We start from the raw sequence: 21,966 nt of genomic DNA on the forward strand, positions 1-21,966 counted from the left end.
TGTCTCTTATGAATGTGTTCGCTCATAAAACAAAGATAATAATTTTACTTACCATCGAACCCCGAAGCAGAGCTTCGAGGAATTCTTTTGATTAAAAAAAAATCCGATACTGTATTTTCAAGCATCGACCTTTTTAATTAAGTAATGACTAAAATTTAATGTCACATTTAAAAATACATTTTTAGCCACAGATTTCACAGATTAGCACAGATTAATTTGTAACATACCTTAAAAATCTTTTTAATCCTTGAAATCTGTGGCTAAAATTCTTTTTAGTGATTGTTTTATCCTATTTTGATAGTGCGACAATATATCTTTCTAATCACTTATATTGTGAAAAATTTACTTTTTAATCTCCCTCAAGTGTTCCATTTTTTTGTGTGCCAAGAAACCAGCAATATCTTCAAAATGTTCTTTTACTCGCTTGTTTCCAAATTCGAAAACTTTGGCAGCCAAACCATCCGGAAAATTACCATCGTATGAGACCCGAATTAATTAATTCTAATGATAGCTTTTTGTCTATATACCAATTTATCACAAGAATTCAGCAAAAGAAAATCCAATTCCAAAAACAGTTTATTTATAATTATAATCAATCATCGTATCTCCATATCCATCAAAAAATTGGAAATGGCCTCTTAGATTTCCTTTTATTGGAAAGCCCCAATCCACCTGAATTTGTCCATGATTTAATGGCCCCGTTCTTAGAGAATGTTGCCCGTGAATGGTAATAATGTTTTTGTTCAATAGATAAACAAGAGTAGCATCTGCCCTTCCTGTGTAATCCTTTATGTCTGGATTTTCATTTATTTGAAAAGCATACCAAGCCCTTACAATAAAACTACAATTTTTTTTTTCAAAAGCAGCAAAACCAATAATTCTATTCCAACTTCGGGTAAGCGTCTGTGTTCTTCCATTGGATTGATGATTAAAAGAAACTCCAAACATTTTACCATCAAGACCAAAAATCTTAAAATTTGATGGAAGACTCAAAATGACCTCTGGTTCATAATTGGTTTCTCTAAAAGGTCTTGAAAACTCTGCATTGTAAATTTGCCAAAATGATTTTTGGCTATATGCCATCCACAAATCAGCTTTACCAAATATGATGTCTTGTGCCAATTTAACTTTGAAACTCAACTGAAATTTAGTTTCTAAATCATCAATATGCACATATTTATCCGAAACAACTTCTGTACCGGAATTATAAGGCAGTTCATTTGGTTTAATTGTATACCTAAATGGCAAGACATAAATTGGTTTGTATTTCGAGAGAAAAAAGGTTCCTTTTTGGGTATCTGGTTCCAATTCCCAAATTTCGGTAAGCGTTTGAAAGGAGTTTGCCTTTTTCGACAACAATCCTGATTGTCCCTTCGCGGATAAAAAAAACAAAATTGCGATTACTACAAAAGCATTTGTGAAATTAAAATATTTAGTCATAAAATTATATTTATACTGTTTATATCATTGTAACCAAGCTCTTTATACGTTAATAATCATATAGTAATTTTTATTTCTCAATCTCCCTCAGGTTTTCCATTTTTTTGTGTGCCAAGAAACCGGCAATATCTTCAAAATGTTCTTTTACTCGCTTGTTTCCAAATTCGAAAACTTTAGTCGCCAAACCATCCAAGAAATCTCTATCGTGCGAAACTAGGATCAACGTCCCATCAAAATCACGCAAAGCTTCTTTGATGATGTCCTTGGTTTTCATATCCAAGTGATTGGAAGGTTCATCTAGAATCAACAAATTTACGGGTTCTAATAGTAATTTTATCATTGCCAAACGGGTTTTTTCACCACCCGAAAGCACTTTTACTTTTTTGGTCACATCGTCTCCGTGAAACATAAAAGCTCCTAAAATATCCTTGATTTTTGTTCGAACATCTCCCACAGCCACATCATCAATAGTTTCGAAAATCGTAGCGTTTTCGTCCAATAAAGCGGCTTGATTTTGGGCAAAATAGCCAATTTGTGCGTTATGACCAATTTCGAGACTACCGCCATCAATGCCAATTTCCTTCATTATCGCTTTAATCATCGTCGATTTTCCTTCCCCATTTTTCCCGACGAAAGCTACTTTTTCGCCTCTTTCAATCACAATATTAGCATCCTTGAAAACTACGTGGTCACCATACGATTTCGACAAATCTTTAACAATTACTGGATATTGTCCCGAACGAATCGAGGATGGAAACTTCAATTTCAAAGCCGAAGTATCTATTTCGTCAACCTCTACAGGAACAATTTTTTCCAACATTTTCACACGCGATTGCACGGATAAGGTTTTAGAAAAAGTCCCTTTAAAACGGTCTATAAATTCTTGATTATCGGCAATCATGCGTTGCTGCTCATCGTAAGCTTTTTGCTGATGTACTCTTCTGTCTTTTCTGAGTTCCAAATAATGAGAATATTTGGTTTTATAATCATAAATTCGACCCATCGTCACTTCAATAGTACGATTGGTAATGTTATCGACAAAGGCTCTGTCGTGCGAAATCACCACAACCGCTTTGGCAGAATTGATCAAGAAATCCTCCAACCATTGAATACTTTCAATGTCCATATGGTTCGTAGGTTCATCTAGTAAAATCAAATCTGGTTTTTGTAAAAGGATTTTAGCCAATTCGATTCGCATTCTCCAACCACCCGAAAACTCAGAGGTTTGACGTGAGAAATCTTCGCGAACAAAACCCAAACCTATCAGGATTTTCTCCACTTCAGCTTCGTAATTGACTTCTTCGATAGCATAAAATTTCTCGCTCAAGTCCGAAACTCTTTCGATCAATTTCATATACGCATCACTTTCATAATCGGTGCGAATGGTCAATTGCTCGTTGATTTCGTCAATCTCCGCTTTCATACTAAAGATTTCTCCAAAGGCCTTAGATGTTTCTTCCACAACAGTGCAACTGTCCGATGTCAATAAATGCTGTGGCAAATAAGCAATAATAGCCTCTTTTGGTGCTGAAATATTCCCTGTCGAAGGTTTGCTTTGGCCTGCAATAATCTTTAAAAGCGTTGATTTTCCTGCTCCATTTTTTCCCATAAGGGCTATTTTGTCATTTTCGTTGATGGCAAAAGAAATATCGCTAAATAAAGTAGTTCCGCCAAATTGCACGGAGATATCGTTAACTGTAATCATTAGTATGGTTTAAAGTTTAATGTTCAAAAGTTTAAATATGTTAAACTGGAACATTTTTTAAAAGTGGCAAAGATAGATTAATTGAGGAATTGGGCAATTTTAGAATATATAGATTTAAATAACAATCTGTTAGTGAATCTAAAAAAGGTATTTAACAGCAGATTTAAAGAATTGATTCCTCCAAAATAAATCTCCTCACCACTTCGGCAACGCCATGATTATTATTAGAAGCCACAATAATATCGCCAAATTCTCTTAATTCATCATCGACATTATCGACCCAAACGCCTAATCCGGCATATTGAACCATCGTTAAATCGTTTCCAGCATTTCCAATTGCGATAATTTCACTTTGATGAATATTCAGCCTTTCGGCCAAAAATTTAATGCCGGCTCCTTTGTCAATTCCGTTTGGTGCGGCTTCCAAAAAAAAAGGTTTCGACATACAAACACTCAAATCAGGCATTGCAGCTTTCAATACTTTTTCAACACTTTTGAGATAGCTTGGTTCTTCTAATAAAAGACATTTTACAGCCGAAGTGGCAACTGCTTCTTTAAAATTAGGAACAATTACAAGTTCTAAACCTGTGATATCTCTTTCTATATCAATATATTCTGAATTGCTTTCACTTATTATTTTCCCATCTAAATATGTAATAATATGAGTATTGTTTTGCTGACTAAAATCATATAGGGAATGAATTTGTTCTTTGGTCAGCATGTGTTCAAAAATAATCTCATCTGCTTTTAAATCCGTTATCGTAGAACCATTAAAAGAAATCATATAAGAATTATTAATATCACATTGCAATTCTTTTGCATACGCTAACATTGCGGAAGTTGGTCTTCCTGAAGCTAAAACTACATAAACACCCATCTCCTGTGCTTTCAAAAGCATAGCTGCATTCTCAATTGAAATTTCGTGATCGTCGGTCAACAAGGTGTCGTCCATATCTACGACCAGCATTTTATATTTCATTATTTATTTTATTTTAAAATTTGCTCCGCAAAGTCTCCGACTTTGAGGATGTGACAAAAGGTCTCTGACCTTTACCAATTGTAAATAGTACTAATCGTTTTTGGTTTTAAGACATCAATTACTGGATTATCTACTTTTGTAATTGCTAGTAGTCCATTATCGTCAACATAATTGGAAGCACTGGAATAAATATAATGAGAAGCTTTAGCAACAATTCCTGCACGAACAGGATTCAAATGAATGTAATCTAATTTCGACCAAAAGAATTGTTCTGAAAAGATTTCTTCGGGATGATTTCCATATTGCCAAAACTGATATTTTTCATTTCGGCTATTACTTTTGCAAGTAAATTCAAAACGTTTTAGCATCCAATCGGCTCTACTTTCTGGTTCTGTTTCAATTTTATTCAAAATACTATTAGCAGTAAACTTTTTGAAATCCCGAATCAAATCAGATAGTTTATTATTTTCAGATTGTATAATTAAATGAATGTGATTGGACATTATAATATAGCCATACAAAATCATTCCTTTGTTTTTTATACAAAATTCAAGACTTTCGATTATGCAATCTCTATAGGATTTTCTGGTAAAAACATCAACCCAGTCAACAACCGTTGCTGTTATAAAATGTGATTTTGATTGATCTCTGATGATATATCCTTCCTTATCTTTCATCTACTTTCTTTAATGTTCAGTCAAAGACTGAAAAACACATCCTCAAAGTCGGCGACTTTGCGGAGCATTGCTAAATACTTAATCTAAACTCTTCAATCACAGGATTTGCTTTTGAAAAGTCAGTTTCCTGAATAAATAATTCTACTGCTTTTGCATTTTCAATACTTGGCAAAACATTAGATTGATTATTATCCCTAATAACAGTGGTTATTCCTATAGCTTCAATTTTACTCTTAAGAGCCACTGCTAAAATCTCACTTCCCGAAAACACTTTCATTAATCCCATTTTTTTTTATTTTTTAATTATTCTTCTGTTTCTTCTTCACTTTCTTCATCTCGCTCAAAATCGAATTCAAACGGTTCAACGAGCATTTTCTCAGCAAGTATTTCTATTCTCTCTGTAAATTCTTCCGAAAAAATAATGCGTTGCGTTTTGTTGATGCTATTTGAAATACGCATAATACGAGTTTCGTGACGCAATTTCAAAATTGGATCAGCATCGTCAAGAATAAACATTTTCAATCGGTTTACATTGTAACCCGCCGTGGTAAACATTTCACTCAATTTAAAAGGAGTGCCAATCAAAACGTCAATTCCCGTTGAAATATAATTCTTATCATATTCCATATCGCCTTTATCGTGAACGCCATACACGCGCAAATCCGTATATTTTCCATACTTTTCGAAAAGCTCTTCCATTTCCAAAACCTTGGTTTTGTCTTCCACAATAATAAGGGCACGAGGCGATTCTTCTCCTTCTCCTTTTAATTGTTGAATAACATTCAGCACAATGGTGGTTGATTTACCACTTCCTTTTGGAGCAATAATAATACAATCAGCACCACTTTTCAGGGTCGAAAATGTTTCTTGCTGCATTTCATTGGGTTCGGTCAAACCGTTTTCGATGAGCGCTTGTTGAAGGTTTTCGTTTATTTTTTTTAGTTTCATTTTCTAATTTAGGATTTTACCTTTCGTCCCTCGACTGCGCTCGGGAGGACAAGTAGGAAATATAAATTTATTTTGATGCAAACATCCTCACATCATTTTCGGAAATCTCGTTTCCGCCAAGGATAATTAATCGTTCGACCACATTTCGCAATTCGCGAATGTTTCCCGTCCAATCGTATTCCTGCAATAATTTGATGGCTTTCGGTGAAAATTCTTTTACAGTATTTCCTTGTTCAGAAGCGATTTTTTCGGCAAAATGCGAAATCAACAACGGAATATCGTCTCTTCTTTCGTTCAGCGAAGGAACATTTATCAGAATTACAGCTAATCGATGGTACAAATCCTCACGGAACCGCCCTTCAGCAATTTCTTTTTTCAAGTCTTTATTGGTTGCCGCAACAACACGAACATCAACCTTGATGTCTTTATCAGCACCGACTCTGGTAATTATATTTTCCTGCAAAGCACGTAAAACCTTGGCTTGAGCCGAAAGGCTCATATCTCCAATTTCATCCAGGAAAATTGTTCCTTTATCAGCTGCTTCAAATTTTCCGGCACGGTCTTTCACCGCAGATGTAAAAGCACCTTTAACGTGGCCAAACAATTCGCTTTCTATCAATTCACTTGGAATAGCAGCACAATTCACTTCTATTAATGGAAAATTAGCTCTTTGGCTTTTTTCGTGCAATTGATGGGCAACGAGCTCTTTTCCGGTTCCGTTTGGTCCCGTTATTAAAACTCTGGCTTCGGTTTGGGCTACCTTTTCAATCATCAGTTTGATATGGTTGATAGGTTCGCTTTCACCAATCATTTCGTAATTCTTGCTGACTTTTTTCTTTAGAATTTTATTTTCAACCACAAGTTGTTTTTTGTCCAAAGCATTGCGAACCGTATTCAACAATCGGTTCAAATCCGGTGGTTTTGAGATATAATCAAAAGCGCCCAAACGCATCGTTTGGATAGCAGTTTCCATATCGCCGTGACCTGAAATCATCACCATTGGGATTTCTGGTTTTATTTTTTTGACCGCCTCAAGCACTTCGACACCGTCCATTTTGGGCATTTTGATATCGCACAAAACAAGGTCGTAGTCATTGTTTTTTATTTTTTCGAGTCCGGCAAGTCCATCTTCAGCATCTTCAACCTGATAGGTATCATTCTCTTCGGAAAGTATTTTGGCAAGCACTCTTCGAATAGCGGCTTCGTCTTCTATGATTAGTATTTTTGACATCTATTTGTTCTTTTACCGCAAAGTTCGCAAAGTTTTTCGCAAAGTTCACAAGTTTATTTATAACGGAATTCCTAGCCCCGATTACTTCACTTTATTTCTACTTTCATCGGAGTTCAGTGAACTTCGTTTGCAGTGGAAATCCCACGCTTTTTGGCGTGAATTGCCACGGAAAGCGGGACACGAGCGAAGCGAATTGACGAAGTAAATAGCTCCTAATTATTTTAATATTTCAACCATTTATATAATTCTTTCCACGTTGGTTTTTTGCCATACATCAATATTCCAACTCGGTATATTTTTGCGGCAAACCAAACTACAAAAAAGAAGGTTCCAAAAAGTAACGTAATAGAAATGGCGAGTTGCCACCAAGGCACACCAAATGGAATTCGCATCAGCATCACGATGGGCGATGTGAGCGGAATCATCGAAAATACGACGGCAATTGTTCCGTGCGGATCGTTGATGACAGTAAAAAATCCGATGTAAACGGCTAAAATCAATGGCATAATAATAGGCAAAAGAAACTGTTGCGAATCGGTTTCGTTGTCTACTGCAGCTCCAATTGACGCATAGAATGAACTATACAAAAAGTAACCGCCTATGAAATAAATCACAAAACTAATAAGGATTGTCGCGATAGGCAAACCCCATAATTCCTTGATGTACATTTGTGCGGTTCCGGCAAATTCCTGATGGGCATTTTGTATAATTGTGGGAGGAAGTTTTGCTACTGGACTGGCATCGATGCCTAAAAAAGCGGATGCAGCAATCATTAATGTCAAGCCGATAATAGCCCAAATAAAGAATTGCAGCAATCCTGCCAATGAGGTTCCAATGATTTTCCCCATCATCAATTGAAATGGTTTAACTGAGGAAATAATAATTTCGACAATGCGATTTGTTTTTTCTTCGATGACGCTTCGCATTACCATATTGCCATATATTATGATAAACATCATAATGAGATATCCAAAAGCACCTCCAATGGCAATCTTGATTTCGTTAAGTCCTTTCAAACTTTCTTCCCCGGAAGCTTTGGCTAAACTAATATTGACTTTGGCTTCGGCATTTTTTATGGCCAATGTATCCAATTTGGCTTTTTCGAAATTGTCTTGGGTGAGTTTTTTTGAAATTACATCCTGAACATTTTCAATAAATGAAATACTTGGGCTTTCGTTCGAAATGAACTGGATTTTATTTTCCAAATCCTTGTCGTTGGTCACTTTTGGAATATAAAGCAAGCCTTCATAACTCTCTTTTGTTATACTGTCTTTAAGTGATTTTACATCAATTGAGGATAAATCCTGATAAGCATATTCTCCATCCTTGCTGTTTAAAGCCTTAAATTCATTAGCAAATAAACCCGTTTCATCGTGAATGACAATCTTTTTGGTATCTGCTTTCATAGAGCTTAAATAGCCAACAAAAACGGCTATTCCTACAAAAAGCAAGGGACTTAAAAAAGTCATTACGATGAATGATTTATTGCGGACTTTAGCAGTAAATTCTCTTTTAATTATTAGTGATATGATGCTCATTTTTTGATTTAGAATTTAGGATTTAGCCCTTCGACTGCGCTCAGGGTGACAATACTTTAAAATTACTTTTCGCTTACTGCCTGAATAAAAATATCGGTTACACTAGGGATTTTTTCCAAAAAATGGGTTACTTGTCCTCTTTGCACAAGAACATTTAATAATTCATTTGGTGTTGCATTTCCCAGTTGGATTTCGAGTTTTATTTCATTGTTTAATGATTTGAAATTTGTTTGACCCACTTTGAATTTCTGCGTAATGTCATACATTAAACCTTCAACATTATCAGATAAAATACCAACTTCAAAACTATTAGTTCTGAATTTTCGTTTCACATCGTCTAATCTTCCTTCGATGAGTTTGTTCGATTTGTGAATTAAGGCTATATGATCACACAATTCTTCAACGCTTTCCATTCTGTGAGTGGAGAAAATTATCGTAGAACCCTGATTTCTCAATTCCAGAATTTCGTCTTTAATTACATTTGCATTTACAGGATCAAAACCGGAAAAAGGTTCGTCAAAAATCAATAATTTCGGCTTGTGCAAAACGCAAACCACAAATTGAACTTTTTGTGCCATTCCTTTAGAAAGCTCTTGGATTTTCCTGTTCCACCAACCTTGAATTCCTAGTCTTTCGAACCAATATTCCAATTGTTTTTTAGCTTCGGCATGTGAAAGTCCTTTCATCTGTGCCAAATACAGACATTGTTCTCCCACTTTCATCGTTTTATACAAACCGCGCTCTTCAGGCAAATATCCTATTTGTTGAATATGCTTTGGGCTTAGTTTCTCTCCATCGAGTATAATTTCGCCACTATCTGGCATTGTAATTTGGTTAATTATACGGATAAGTGATGTTTTTCCAGCGCCATTTGGACCTAAAAGCCCATAAATACTACCTTTTGGAACGGTAAGAGAAACTTCATTAAGGGCAACATAATCACCATATTTCTTGACAACATTTTTTACTTCAAGTATATTATTCATACTGATTTTTTGAATTTATTTCGGCAGTTTGGCCTTTCGGCCTCGGGTTTGTAAAAATAGAAAAATAGTGCTAATAACGTGTTAAATAAAACAAAAAAACCCACCCTTGTTTTCACAAGGATGGGAAAAATTCACATAATTAAAAATTATGAGAACATATCTTTGACTTTTTCAAAAAAGGACTTATCGCTTTTTTCAGGATTTGGAATAAAATTCTCGTTTTCGAGATTGGCTTCAAAAAACTGTTTTTGTTCTTTATTTAATGTTTTTGGAGTCCAGACATTCACATGAACTAATAAATCTCCGTTACCGTATCCGTTGATGTTTGGAATACCTTTTCCTTTTAATCTTAGGATTTTACCGGATTGAATTCCTTCATCGAGTTTTATTCTTACTTTTCCGTTGATGGCTGAGATATCTTTTGATATTCCAAGAACCGCTTCGGAGAAGCTGATGTACAAATCAAAATGTAAATTTTCGCCCTCACGTTTCAGAAATTCGTGCTCAATTTCTTCGATAGCAACGATTAAATCACCAGGAACACTGTTTCCGGGTGCATCATTTCCTTTATTGGACACTTTAAGTTGCATTCCGTCAACTACTCCTGCAGGAATTTTTATGGTTACAGTTTCGTCTTCCAAAATCATTCCTTGAGAATCTGCTTCCGATGGTTTTTTATCTAATATTTGACCTGAACCTCCGCAAGTTGGACACGTTGATGCTGATTGCATTCGGCCCAAAATCGTGTTAGTCACTCGCATTACTTGTCCTTGACCATTACAGGTCGAACAGGTTTTATAGGAAACTCCTGGAGCCTGAACTTTACGTTTTACTTTTACTTTTTTCTCAACTCCGTTTGCTATTTCTTCAAGAGTCAGTTTTACTTTGATGCGTAGGTTGCTTCCTTTTACGCGACGAGAGCCTCCGCCTCCGCCTCCAAAACCTCCGCCTCCGCCAAAAGCGCTTCCGAAAATATCTCCAAACTGGCTGAAAATATCATCCATATTCATGTGACCACCACCACCATAACCGCCACCTCCATTGTCAAAGGCCTGATGACCGTATTGATCGTATTTTGCTTTTTTATTTGGATCACTCAGTACTTCATAAGCTTCAGCAGCTAATTTGAATTTTTCTTCTGCAGCAGCATTACCTGGATTTTTGTCAGGGTGAAACTCGAGCGCTTTTTTTCTGTACGCTTTTTTTATTTCCGCAGCATCGGCATTTTTGGTAATACCAAGTATTTCGTAAAAATCTTTTTTCATTTTATAATTTAGAATTTGCCCTTCGACTGCGCTCAGGGTGACATTGGGATTTAGGAATTAATTTCCAATAACAACCTTTGGAAAACGAATAATTTTGTCTCCTAATTTGTATCCTTTTTCTATAACATCAACAATCTTTCCTTTCATCTTAGGAGATGAAGCTGGAATTTGAGTAATTGCTTCGGCAAAATCAGCATCAAAAGCGTCTCCTGCTTTTATTTCGACTTCTTCTAAACCTTTAGAAACTAAAGTGCTTTTTAATTTTTCCTGAATGAGTTCTACACCCTGAATTAAGATGTTATCATCAGTCTTTTTAATCTCGGCTAATGCTCTGTCAAAATCATCCATAACAGGAAGCATAGCAAGCAAAACTTCTTGATTTGCAGTTTTAAACAACTCAATACGTTCTCTAGCAGTTCTTCGTTTGTAATTTTCAAATTCAGCAAATAATCGCAGGAATTTGTCTTTTTCGGAGGCTAAATCTTGTGTTAATTGTTCTTCTTTAGATATTTCCTCTACTCTTTCTTCGATTGTGGCATCTAAGTCATCAGCATTATTTTCATTGTTTTCAATTGGAGTTTGATCAACAATTTCGTCGTTTAGCTTGTTTTCAGTCGTCATTCTTGTACTATTTTTAAAAAAATTCTTAAACTTCATTTTTATTCTTTTATACTAATTGCAAAAGTACTGCCAAATCTTTTAAAATGTCAAATTGTCACTATTAATTATTAAGATTTGATTTCGATTCATGGGGTTGTGATTTCTAATTAAAAAAATCTGTCTTCCTGTCGAAATAAAAATTTAATATAATTTTAAGACTATCACGATTTAGTTTGTATAAATTTGTGAAGATTAAAATCTGGAATAGATTTTAAAACAAAACTTAAAGGTTAGGCTCTGGACTTTAAATTATTATTAATTCACAATGTATTATATTTAAAAAAAGCTTCGTTTAGTAAACGAAGCTTTTTTTGTTTGATTCATTAAAAGAAAATTAAACTAATTTTGTTCTAACACTCCATTCAAAATCCATTTCGGATACTTGTTCTCCTTTTTCATTGGTTCCAATGGATTTCATCCAAAATGTTTGTCCTTCTTTAGTGGATATTGCTTCCTGAATCGCCTGTTCTGCCAAATGACCGTCATTGCATACGAAAGAAATTCTTCCTGTTGCTTTTTTAGTGAAATTTCCTTTATTATTAGCCACTAACATCGAAATTTTTTTGTCGCTTTTTTGAATATAATTCATAACCAAAGCCCCTGTCGATAGTTCAGCAGCCATTGCTTGTACTGCAAAATACATCGAATTAAACGGATTCTGGTTAATCCATCGATGTTTCACAGTCACCACACATTTAGTATCATCAATATGTTTTACCCTGACTCCGCATATAAATGCCGATGGCAATTTAAAAAAAAGAAATTTATTAAGCTTAGATACTGAAATTTTCATTTATTATGTTTTTATTTCGGTAAAAATAACAAATAATACCCTTAAAATTTATGAAGCAACTCAATTTTATTTAAATACATAAAATCATTGTATTATAAGCCGTTACCATCCAAAAAGCAACATTCATGTTAAATTTAAATGTTAATATTTTGTTAATATTTACTACTATGCGATACAAGATACTGTCTTTTAGACATATATTTGCATAAGAAATTACTATATACTTTTAAACTATGGAAACAACGAACGAAAAAAACCTGGCAACATTTACACATTTGAGCACATTGAGTCAATATTGCATCCCGTTTGGGAATTATATTTTTCCAATATTGATTTGGAGCACCAATAAAGATAAATCAGAATTTGTAGATTATCACGGAAAGCAAGTGCTTAACTTTCAATTGAGTATATTATTATACTCCTTAGTTCTTGCAATGATTGCTATTCCTATTTTCATAATTACAATTTTTAGCAATATTCCTTTAAATGCAGTAATGAATGACCATGACTTTGTTATGAATCATTTTAGTGTAGAAAATATAACCGGAATTGTAATCGTTGCACTAATCGCCATTTTTATATTTGTTGGCCTGAAAGTTGCGGAATTCTTTTTAATCATTTATGCTTCGGTAAAAGCATCTAATGGAGAAAAATACATGTATCCGCTGACGATACCTTTTATTAAATAATCATCATCAATAAATCAAAAAATGAACAGTTAAATTTAATCAAAAAAAAACAAAAAGAGAATCATGAACATTGAAAATACAAAAGCCCAAATGCGCAAAGGTGTTCTTGAGTTTTGCATCTTGTCAGTATTAAAAGACAAAGAAGCATACACTTCAGAAATATTAGATACTTTGAAAAACGCAAAATTACTGGTTGTGGAGGGAACGGTTTATCCGCTACTTACCCGATTGAAAAATGACGGATTGCTCAACTACCGTTGGGAAGAATCGTTATCCGGTCCACCAAGAAAATATTATGGACTAACCGAAATTGGACAAACTTTTTTAAACGAATTAAATGGCACCTGGACTGAATTGTCTGATGCAGTAAACCTAATCACCAAACAAAAACTATAGTCATGAACAAAACTGTAAACATAAATCTAGGCGGAATGTTCTTCCATATTGACGAAGATGCATACCAAAAACTAACACGTTATTTTGACGCGATAAAGCGCTCACTTTCCAATTCATCAGGGCAAGACGAAATCATAAAAGATATTGAAATGCGCGTTTCGGAATTGTTGACTGAAAAGCAAAAAACGGACAAACACGTTGTTGCAATGAAAGAAGTTGATGAAGTTATTGCTGTAATGGGACAACCGGAAGATTATAGAATTGACGAAGAAGGAACTGAAAATACTTCAACAAGTTATTCTTCTTCTAAAACAAGAAAACTATACCGCGATACTGAAAACGCGATGGTTGGTGGTGTCCTTGCTGGTTTGGGTCATTATTTTGGCATAGACAAAGTTTGGCTTCGAGTATTTCTTTTGATAATGATTTTTGCTTGGGGAACTGGTTTCTTAGCCTATATCATTCTGTGGATTGTAATGCCAGAAGCAAAAACAACAGCCGAAAAACTGGAAATGACAGGCGAACCTGTAACTATTTCGAACATCGAAAAAAAAGTTCGTGAAGAATTTGAAACGGTGTCCGAAAAATTCAAAAATGCCAATTATGACGAAATGGGAAACCGCGTAAAAACCGGTGCTGAAAAAATAGGGAGTTCTTTTGGGAATTTTATTATAGCCGTATTGAGAGCTTTCTCTAAATTTCTTGGCGTGATTTTGATTATTGCCGGATTGTTTGTATTGGCAGCATTGTTTATCGGTGTCTTTACTTTAGGTTCTTCATCTGTAATCGAGGTGCCTTGGCAAAGTTTTATTGAGGCTGGAAATTTTACGGATTACCCTGTTTGGACATTTGGATTATTGATGTTTTTTGCAGTTGGAATTCCATTCTTTTTCTTATCGTTATTGGGCTTTAAATTATTATCTCCCAACTTGAAATCCATTGGAAACATAGCAAAATATACCTTGCTGGCTATTTGGTTAATTTCAATTTCATTAGCCATTACCATAGGAATAAAACAAGCTACAGCCTTTGCTGTTGATGGAAGAGTAGTTCAAAAAGAAACTATAAACCTGAAACCAACGGATACCCTTTATATAAAATTCAAGCATAATGAATATTTTGCTAAAAGCATCAATGATCATGATGATTTTAAAATCACCTTAGATTCTACAGGAAATGATGTAATCTATTCTAATACTGTCCGTTTTAAAATCGAAAAAACGGATGCGAAATTGCCTTACATTCAAATTGAAAGAGAAGCAAAAGGAAAAACACTTTTCGAAGCAAAACAAAGAGCGGAGAAGATAAAATATAGTTATAAAATTGTAGGAAATCAATTAATTTTAGATAATTATTTATTGACCGATTTAAAAGAAAAATTCCGTGATCAGATAATTGAAATTACCTTATATTTGCCTAAAGAAACTTTATTTAAAGCAGATTCAAGTATACAAGATTACGATCGTTCTGACGACGAATATTTCAATTTACATTATAGTTCCAGCGATTATCTTTATAAAGTGGAAAATGATCAAGTGAAATGCCTCAATTGCCCAAAAGATGAAAATGAACACAACGATGTCGATGTAAATTATACACAAGACTCAAAAGAAAACGACAGTATTGTTACAACTACAGTCACAGTAAATGGAGAAGCAGTAACAGTTAATAAAACAGGTACTAAAAAAGGGTTATCAGTAGACAAAGACGGAGTAATAATCAAAACGAAATAGCCATGATTAAAATCATCACGATAATAACTAAATTTATTGTTGCCACTCTAATAGCATTGTTATTTTCATCCTGTGGACATTCTCTAAATTTTGGCAATAGTATCGAAGGAAGCGGGAACATCACAACCGAAACAAGAACGGTGAATGAAGATTTCAAAAGCATTGAAGTGAGTCAGGGAATTAAAGTGAATGTAGAACAATCTGACACTAAATCTATTTCTGTCGAAGCCGATGATAATTTGCAAAAACACATTATTACCAAAATAGAAAATGGTGTTTTGATAATTGAATCCGATAAAAACTACAATTCAACCGAAACACCAGTTGTAAATGTAAAAATGGTTGTTATCAATGGCTTGAGCGCTAGTAGCGGATCTGAAATTACAAGTTCTAATGTATTAACAACCGAAAACATCGATGTAAAATCGAGTAGTGGAAGTCAAATAAATATTGATGTCGAAGCCGATGCTATTTCTCTGGAAAGCACTAGTGGAAGCAGTATTGAAGCAGGCGGAAAAGCATTAAAATTAGAAACGTCTTCTTCAAGTGGAAGTGAAATTAACGCCGAAAATTTAATGGCAAACGAAGTGATTTCACAAACCTCTAGCGGAAGTAGCACTTCAGTTAATCCGATTGTAAAACTTGATGCAAAAGCCTCAAGTGGTAGCTCTATAAGTTATCATAAAATCCCGAAAACAATATCAAAAGAAGAATCATCAGGCGGAAGCGTAGACGAAAAATAAGAATTTCCTTTTGCCAAAAAAATAAAAAATCATTCACTAAAAGTGGATGATTTTTTTATATTTGTAGTATTCTTAATTCAATAAAAAATGAAAAATTATTCTGTTTTGCTGATGTTCTTATTCGTTTCCACATTTGCATTGGCACAAAAAAACGAAAAAATAAAAGGCTCTAAAATAGTGACAATAGAGCAAAAGGAAATTGGTAGTTTTGACTCACTTGAAGTTGGAGGCAATATTGAAGTTTATTTGGATAGAGGCGAAAAAAGCGAATTAAAAATTGAAGCCGATGATAATCTTCACGATATTATCAATATCGATTTAAGTTCTAATACGCTAAGAATAAACACTTCAAAAAAAGCAGTAAACTTCAAGAAACTTATTGTAAGAGTTACGTATACCAATGAGTTGAAAATGGTAACTTCAAAAAATAGCGCCATCATAAATGCAATTCAGGAAATTCAACTGAACGAAATTACTTTAAAAGCATTCGATGATTCTAAACTTAATTTAAATGTGAATTCAAATGATTTTATTTTGCAGACAGACAACGATTCAAAAACGGAACTCAATTTAAAATCCGAGAAAGCAACAATTGAATTGAGTAAAAATTCAACTTTGAAAGCCTTAATCACATCTATTAATTTAAAATGCGACATGTATCAAAAATCAAAAGCAAATCTGGAAGGAGACATAACCAATGCAGTCATTCGGTTGGATAACAATGCTGAATTTTCCGGAAATAATCTAGTTATAAAAACCGCAGAATTAATAGCCGAAGGTTATTCGCATTGTAGCATTAATGTAAATACGAATCTAAGTGTTGAAGCTTCCGGAAATTCAGACATTAAAATTTATGGGGAACAAAAGGTAGAAATCAAGCGATTTATGGATAATGCAAATTTGAACAAGAAACCTACGAAATAATCACAAACAAAAAGTCCCAACTAAAAAAATTGGGACTTTTTTATGCAATACATTATCCTATCAGGATTATTCTTTTGAAGCCAAATATCTTTCGGCATCCAAAGCAGCCATACAACCAGTTCCGGCAGCAGTAATAGCCTGACGATAAACATGGTCTGCAGCATCTCCAGATACAAAAACACCCTCAATATTTGTTTTTGAAGTTCCAGCAATATTGATTATGTAACCCGTTTCATCAAGGGTAAGAAAATCTTTGAAAATAACTGTGTTAGGTGTATGACCAATGGCTGCAAAGAAACCCGTTGCAGGAATATCAAAAATGTCTCCTGTAGTTTTATTTTTTGCTTTCACTCCAGTAACCACCTGACCATCTCCTAAAACCTCAACGGTATCGTGGTTCATTAAAATGGTAATGTTTTCAGTTTTGCGAACTCGGGCTTCCATAATTTTTGAAGCTCTAAATTTCTCACTTCGCACTAACATAGTTACTTTAGAACACAATTTAGACAAATAATGGGCTTCCTCACAAGCAGAATCTCCTGCACCAACAATTACTACCTCTTGGTTTCTGTAGAAAAATCCGTCACAAACAGCACAAGCTGAAACGCCACCACCCATTTTTAAGTAATGTTGTTCGGAATCCAATCCTAAATATTTTGCAGATGCTCCAGTGGATATAATGACAGTTTCACAATGCAATTCGATGCTGTCATTAATCCATACTTTATGAACATCACCGCTAAAATCAACTTTAGTTGCCCAGCCATCTCGGATATCAGCACCAAATCGTTCTGCTTGTTCTTGTATACCCACCATCATTTGTGGACCGGTTATTCCTTCAGGATTTCCAGGCCAATTTTCAACTTCATTAGTAGTGGTTAGTTGGCCTCCAGGTTGCATTCCTTGATATAAAACAGGATTCATATTAGCACGAGCTGCATAAATGGCTGCTGTATAACCAGCAGGACCAGACCCAATAATTAGGCATTTAATTTTTTCGATTGTAGTTGACATAGAAAGTTTCTTTTATATTTTTAAACGCTACAAAAATAAGTCAAAATTGCCGGATTTCAGAACTTAAATATTCAATTTTTGCTATTTACAACTAACTTTTGATTTTTAGTGTTTTCCAAATAGGTTAAACCTGTTTATGCACAAAAACAATCTCTAAATAGGAGATTTCTATTTTCAATAATGGCAACAGCTAAATAAATGAAAGGCGGGATGCAGCCTTTAATTGAGTATCTTTGATTTCTCTAACGAATAAAAATCTATGAACTTTTTTATAAAATATATTGCATTAGCTGTCATTGTTTTGGCATTATCCAGCTGTGAAAAGAAAGAAAGAAAAGGAGTCAAAACAATTCCTGAAAAGAGAGAAATTCATAAAGACTTACAAGAGCAATTAAGGGAGGAGTTTGGGGAATACAAAGAAGAAGTAAAACCCGAAGATCTTGGCTATTATAAGGCTTATGATAAAGCTTTAAAACTTTGGAAAATACCTTTTCATGAACTGAATATCAAAACAAACTTTGGGAATGCACATGTAATTGTAAGCGGCCCTAAAAATGCCGAACCCTTGGTATTGCTACACGGAATGAATGCCAGTTCTACAATGTGGTACCCTAATATAAAAGCACTTTCAGAAAATCACAGAGTGTATGCTATAGATTTTTTGCTCGAACCGGGAAAATCTCACATGAATGGAGAAGTAAAGGAGATGAAGGAAGTTATGAATTGGTACGATGAAATATTCAACCAGCTGAATCTTAAAAAATTCAGTTTAATTGGAGCTTCCAGAGGAGGATGGCTGTCCATAAATATAGCACTACAACAAAAGTACCAAATCAAAAAAATTATTCTCTTAAGTCCTGCACAAACATTTATATGGATTCGTCCCGGAGCCAAAGTTTTGACTAATTTAACTTATATGATTACGCCAAAACGAAAGCGCTTAAGAAATGTTTTAGAAACAATATCCTTTGATGTTGATAAAATCAAAAAGGCATATATTGACCAATATTTTATTGCCACACAAAAAGCAACAAACAGTATGTTTCTTTTAAAAATGATTCCATTTTCGGATAAGGAATTAAAATCGCTTACTATGCCTATTTTAGTATTGATAGGAGACCATGACATCGTCAATAATGAAAAAAGTGTTGAAAAAGCAAAAGAGTTATTGCCACATTCTGAAACTGGCATTATAAAAAATGCAGGTCACTTTTTATCAATTGACCAGGCTGAAACTGTAAATACCAGAATGCTTAATTTTTTAGATGCCAAACAAATCAAGAATAACGATATTGAAAACTAGATTAATCTTTACTTTATCCAAATAAAAGTATAAAACACAAAAATATCGGGATTTAAATCCCGATATTTTTTAACCTGTATATTTATACAATTGATATCTTTAGGAGAATAGGAAATTATTTTTTTCCGTGTCCACGTCCACCATTTCCATGACCTTCGTTTCCACGACCTTCATTTCTTCCTCCATTATAATGCTCATTGTTTCCATTATTTCCTTGATTTTTATAATTTCCATTATTTCCATGGTTCTCTTTTCTATGCCCAATAGATTCTTGTGGTCTGCTATATCCTTTATAATATTTTATTTTGTCATATTTGTAATTAGAATAAGGTCTTGAACCGTGGTAATCATTCAATACGACTTTATAACCATTGTCTAAATCATAGTTTCTATATTGTCTTGGTAAATATCTTGATCGAATCCAGGTTCCTCCACTGATATAAATAAACTGAGAAGATCTTATGTCATAATAGGCCTGAATATCCGGAAGATAATAATAGTTTACTGAAGAATATCCTACTGGACCCCAAGAGGGTTGCAATCCTAAATTGACACTTATTGACACTTGTGAGTGCATCGTACTCGATGCGAAAAACATTACTATCCCTAGGGTAATTAATTTTAAAGTTTTCATTTCTATTTTATTAAATTATTTATGATGTAAAGGTGCGAATCATTCAAAATTAATATGTTACACATTTATTATTGTTATTTGCAAAATTCACACATTTAAAAAAACCTTTTAATACAATCAAAAAGAGGATAGGAATTTAAATCCCTATCCTCTTTGCTGTCTTGACAAAAGTATTGTCTAGTTTTCTCTCATTTTATTTACCATTGTTAAAAATATCAATGATTACTGTACGATTATAAAAACGTTCCTCTGGGAATTCATTTTTAAAAGGAGAATAATTTAAATCCTCACCATAACCGCTTAATTCAAATTTAACATCAGTTCTTCCAGATTTTGTCAAGGCACTTTCAATAATGTTTTTCACCTCGTTTGCACGAGCAATAGACAATTTTAAATTGTAAGCATCATCTCCAATAATGTCAGCATGACCGTGGATAATAACAGTTCCATTTATAGGAATCTTAGGTGCTACAACGTCTCTCAAGTATTTTTCATAAATTGAAATCGCTTTTGATTCGTTGAATTCAAAAATGATACTATATCTTAAACCTTCGTCAATTCTGGCTGGTTCCCAAAGAACTACATGTGCAGTTGTTTCTTTGTTTACAACTTTGCCGCTTTTGGTTTGACCAATCAAAGTTATTTTATAATCTCCTTCAGTTCGTGTACCCAAAATATCTTTTCCGGATAAACTTACACTTTCTTGAGTATATGGTCCAAAAGACTGCATTTTTCCTGATTCATCTACAACTTGGATTGACCACGCTGAGAAAGCTTCGTTGGCTCCTTTTACATCAAATACTACATAACTTTCAATTGGTGCTTCTTGCATTGTTACATTTTCAGAAGGCATAGCAGCGTTAGAACCACTTTGAAATTCTACCAATAATACAGGAGAACTACTTTCGATAGAGACTCTTCTGTCACCTTCACGAAGAAGATCTAATTCACGAGTTCCTCCTGGTTGTTCTGATGGGATATTTGGTTTAAACTGACCTTTAGTTTTAATTCTTGAAGCACTAATTTCGAAAGTGTTTACCAAGTAGAATTTAACTGATTCAGCCATTTCTTTACCTTCTTTAGGTCCTTTTTCTGATGATCCGACTAAGGTAATTGTTGTTGTAGGATTTTTTATCATTCTGTCACCAAGGATATTGATAACATTATAATACACATTCATTTGTCTTTTTGAACGACCAGATTGATCTATAGGGGTTACCATTTCAAGTTGATCTTCTCTGAATGATTTTACATCTTCTTTTTTAAGCATTACATAACGATTTGGTATTTCAGTTGAACCAATGTTAAAGAAAATATAGTTACGTAGTGGAAATACTTCTCTTACACGTCTCTGTGTAGGAACATTAGCGGGAGCATAAACTGAAAATTGAACTTCTGGTTCTACAACCACTGCAGCTTTTTCTTCTGGTGTCGTGATTAGTTTTCCTCGGCCAAATTTAAGTGCAACACCAGCTCTAACAGTTGTAATGTTCAATGTTTCTATAGAACGTGGATTTTGCCCGAAGTAGGGTTGAAATGAGGCAAAAGGGGAAAGAACGAATTGTGTTTTGTGATTTTGTGAAGAAAGCGGAATATCATATCCTAATCCAACTTGCATCGAAATAATAGTTTTATTGATGTCACTTAAATCTCCTTTTACTTCAGGACTTGGAACTTGATTAGGATAAGCAGGGTTGATTCCTAATTGGTAAGTAAATGATTTATCCATATTGAATGCCAAACGTGGACCTCCATACAAATAAAAATTTGATTTAAAAGGAGCCAAACGCAAACTTGGTTCTACAGTAATGTAACTTATGTTAGCCGTTAAATCTGCAGGGCAGTTACACGGAGAAACTACTTGGTCAAACTTCGCTTTACGATTGTCATATCCTGCTTGTAGCATAAATCCCCATCTTGAATCCGGACGGTGAAATTCCATAAGAGGCGCAATAAAAAGACCAACACCTTTACCATCGTGAAAAGTTACCGGAGGAGTTAAATCAGCATTCAACTGGTTTGTTGAACCGCGATAGAAATTAAAATTGGCACCGCCTGCAACTCCAAACCACCATGATGGTTTCGTATATTGTATTTCCTGAGCCTGAACAGGCGTTTGAATATTGAACCATACCAAAGCAATTAATATAATGCTTTTAAGGGTAAGATTAGGAAACCATGTCTTACAGGAATCCACTTTAAAATTAGTTTTAACTTTCATTTTTTTTATTTTTTATTTAATTTTTTTTGGTTTAGAATAAATCCCGCCCTGAGACGGGATATATTTCTTGAATATTAAATTATTTTT

The 21,966-nt window shown here is 34.2% G+C and carries 21 protein-coding genes; 6 read left to right on the top strand and 15 right to left on the bottom strand.

Annotated features, from left to right (window positions below):
* Nucleotides 1-576: 576 nt before the first annotated feature.
* From ACH2BV_RS07995 to ACH2BV_RS08050, 12 genes are all read right to left on the bottom strand, one after another.
* Nucleotides 577-1,440, bottom strand: coding sequence for a phospholipase A (locus ACH2BV_RS07995; RefSeq protein WP_395050194.1), 864 nt, complete (start codon nucleotides 1,438-1,440; stop codon nucleotides 577-579).
* Between the two features lie 70 nt (nucleotides 1,441-1,510).
* Complete coding sequence (locus tag ACH2BV_RS08000) at nucleotides 1,511-3,145, bottom strand: ABC-F family ATP-binding cassette domain-containing protein (protein WP_395050195.1); 1,635 nt, start codon at nucleotides 3,143-3,145, stop codon at nucleotides 1,511-1,513.
* Nucleotides 3,146-3,308: 163 nt separating this feature from the next.
* The gene (locus ACH2BV_RS08005; RefSeq protein WP_395050196.1) at nucleotides 3,309-4,124 is read right to left on the bottom strand and encodes a Cof-type HAD-IIB family hydrolase; all 816 of its coding nucleotides are present in this window, start codon (nucleotides 4,122-4,124) and stop codon (nucleotides 3,309-3,311) included.
* A gap of 71 nt (nucleotides 4,125-4,195) precedes the next feature.
* A complete protein-coding gene (locus tag ACH2BV_RS08010; RefSeq protein ID WP_395050197.1) occupies nucleotides 4,196-4,801 on the bottom strand; it encodes an REP-associated tyrosine transposase in 606 nt (201 codons plus the stop codon).
* A gap of 70 nt (nucleotides 4,802-4,871) precedes the next feature.
* Nucleotides 4,872-5,087 (bottom strand): putative signal transducing protein, encoded by a 216-nt coding sequence (locus tag ACH2BV_RS08015; RefSeq protein WP_395050198.1) that lies wholly within the window; start codon nucleotides 5,085-5,087, stop codon nucleotides 4,872-4,874.
* A gap of 17 nt (nucleotides 5,088-5,104) precedes the next feature.
* The gene (locus tag ACH2BV_RS08020) at nucleotides 5,105-5,749 is read right to left on the bottom strand and encodes a DEAD/DEAH box helicase (protein ID WP_395050199.1); all 645 of its coding nucleotides are present in this window, start codon (nucleotides 5,747-5,749) and stop codon (nucleotides 5,105-5,107) included.
* A gap of 67 nt (nucleotides 5,750-5,816) precedes the next feature.
* Entirely contained in the window at nucleotides 5,817-6,980 is a 1,164-nt protein-coding gene (locus ACH2BV_RS08025; RefSeq protein ID WP_395050200.1) for a sigma-54-dependent transcriptional regulator, read from the bottom strand.
* 221 nt (nucleotides 6,981-7,201) lie between these two features.
* Nucleotides 7,202-8,518: an ABC transporter permease gene (locus ACH2BV_RS08030; protein WP_395050201.1), complete on the bottom strand. Its 1,317-nt coding sequence runs from the start codon at nucleotides 8,516-8,518 to the stop codon at nucleotides 7,202-7,204.
* Nucleotides 8,519-8,580: 62 nt separating this feature from the next.
* Nucleotides 8,581-9,504 carry an ABC transporter ATP-binding protein gene (locus tag ACH2BV_RS08035; RefSeq protein ID WP_395050202.1) on the bottom strand — a complete coding sequence of 308 codons (924 nt, stop codon included), beginning with the start codon at nucleotides 9,502-9,504 and terminating at the stop codon, nucleotides 8,581-8,583.
* 146 nt (nucleotides 9,505-9,650) lie between these two features.
* Complete coding sequence (gene dnaJ / locus ACH2BV_RS08040; protein ID WP_395050203.1) at nucleotides 9,651-10,769, bottom strand: molecular chaperone DnaJ; 1,119 nt, start codon at nucleotides 10,767-10,769, stop codon at nucleotides 9,651-9,653.
* 57 nt (nucleotides 10,770-10,826) lie between these two features.
* Complete coding sequence (locus tag ACH2BV_RS08045) at nucleotides 10,827-11,426, bottom strand: nucleotide exchange factor GrpE (RefSeq protein ID WP_395050204.1); 600 nt, start codon at nucleotides 11,424-11,426, stop codon at nucleotides 10,827-10,829.
* 337 nt (nucleotides 11,427-11,763) lie between these two features.
* Complete coding sequence (locus ACH2BV_RS08050) at nucleotides 11,764-12,222, bottom strand: DUF4442 domain-containing protein (protein WP_395050205.1); 459 nt, start codon at nucleotides 12,220-12,222, stop codon at nucleotides 11,764-11,766.
* Between the two features lie 233 nt (nucleotides 12,223-12,455).
* On the opposite strand from ACH2BV_RS08050, the gene ACH2BV_RS08055 reads away from it, so the two are divergent.
* From ACH2BV_RS08055 to ACH2BV_RS08075, 5 genes are all read left to right on the top strand, one after another.
* Nucleotides 12,456-12,911, top strand: coding sequence for a DUF4870 domain-containing protein (locus ACH2BV_RS08055; protein WP_395050206.1), 456 nt, complete (start codon nucleotides 12,456-12,458; stop codon nucleotides 12,909-12,911).
* A 63-nt stretch (nucleotides 12,912-12,974) separates the two neighbouring features.
* The gene (locus ACH2BV_RS08060) at nucleotides 12,975-13,307 is read left to right on the top strand and encodes a PadR family transcriptional regulator (RefSeq protein WP_194311883.1); all 333 of its coding nucleotides are present in this window, start codon (nucleotides 12,975-12,977) and stop codon (nucleotides 13,305-13,307) included.
* 2 nt (nucleotides 13,308-13,309) lie between these two features.
* Entirely contained in the window at nucleotides 13,310-15,040 is a 1,731-nt protein-coding gene (locus tag ACH2BV_RS08065; RefSeq protein ID WP_395050207.1) for a PspC domain-containing protein, read from the top strand.
* Between the two features lie 2 nt (nucleotides 15,041-15,042).
* Entirely contained in the window at nucleotides 15,043-15,783 is a 741-nt protein-coding gene (locus ACH2BV_RS08070; protein WP_395050208.1) for a head GIN domain-containing protein, read from the top strand.
* Between the two features lie 87 nt (nucleotides 15,784-15,870).
* Entirely contained in the window at nucleotides 15,871-16,707 is an 837-nt protein-coding gene (locus ACH2BV_RS08075; RefSeq protein ID WP_395050210.1) for a GIN domain-containing protein, read from the top strand.
* 66 nt (nucleotides 16,708-16,773) lie between these two features.
* Here ACH2BV_RS08075 and trxB read toward each other — a convergent pair whose 3' ends face one another.
* Complete coding sequence (gene trxB / locus ACH2BV_RS08080) at nucleotides 16,774-17,721, bottom strand: thioredoxin-disulfide reductase (protein WP_395050211.1); 948 nt, start codon at nucleotides 17,719-17,721, stop codon at nucleotides 16,774-16,776.
* Nucleotides 17,722-17,980: 259 nt separating this feature from the next.
* Between trxB and ACH2BV_RS08085 the strand changes: the two genes are divergently transcribed.
* Nucleotides 17,981-19,024, top strand: coding sequence for an alpha/beta fold hydrolase (locus tag ACH2BV_RS08085; protein ID WP_395050212.1), 1,044 nt, complete (start codon nucleotides 17,981-17,983; stop codon nucleotides 19,022-19,024).
* Nucleotides 19,025-19,139: 115 nt separating this feature from the next.
* On the opposite strand, the gene ACH2BV_RS08090 is transcribed toward ACH2BV_RS08085, so the two are convergent.
* Nucleotides 19,140-19,658 (bottom strand): hypothetical protein, encoded by a 519-nt coding sequence (locus tag ACH2BV_RS08090; RefSeq protein ID WP_395050213.1) that lies wholly within the window; start codon nucleotides 19,656-19,658, stop codon nucleotides 19,140-19,142.
* A gap of 193 nt (nucleotides 19,659-19,851) precedes the next feature.
* Nucleotides 19,852-21,879 (bottom strand): OmpA family protein, encoded by a 2,028-nt coding sequence (locus ACH2BV_RS08095; protein ID WP_395050215.1) that lies wholly within the window; start codon nucleotides 21,877-21,879, stop codon nucleotides 19,852-19,854.
* Nucleotides 21,880-21,966 lie beyond the last annotated feature (87 nt).

It is taken from the genome of Flavobacterium sp., from assembly GCF_043780635.1.
Classification (GTDB): domain Bacteria; phylum Bacteroidota; class Bacteroidia; order Flavobacteriales; family Flavobacteriaceae; genus Flavobacterium.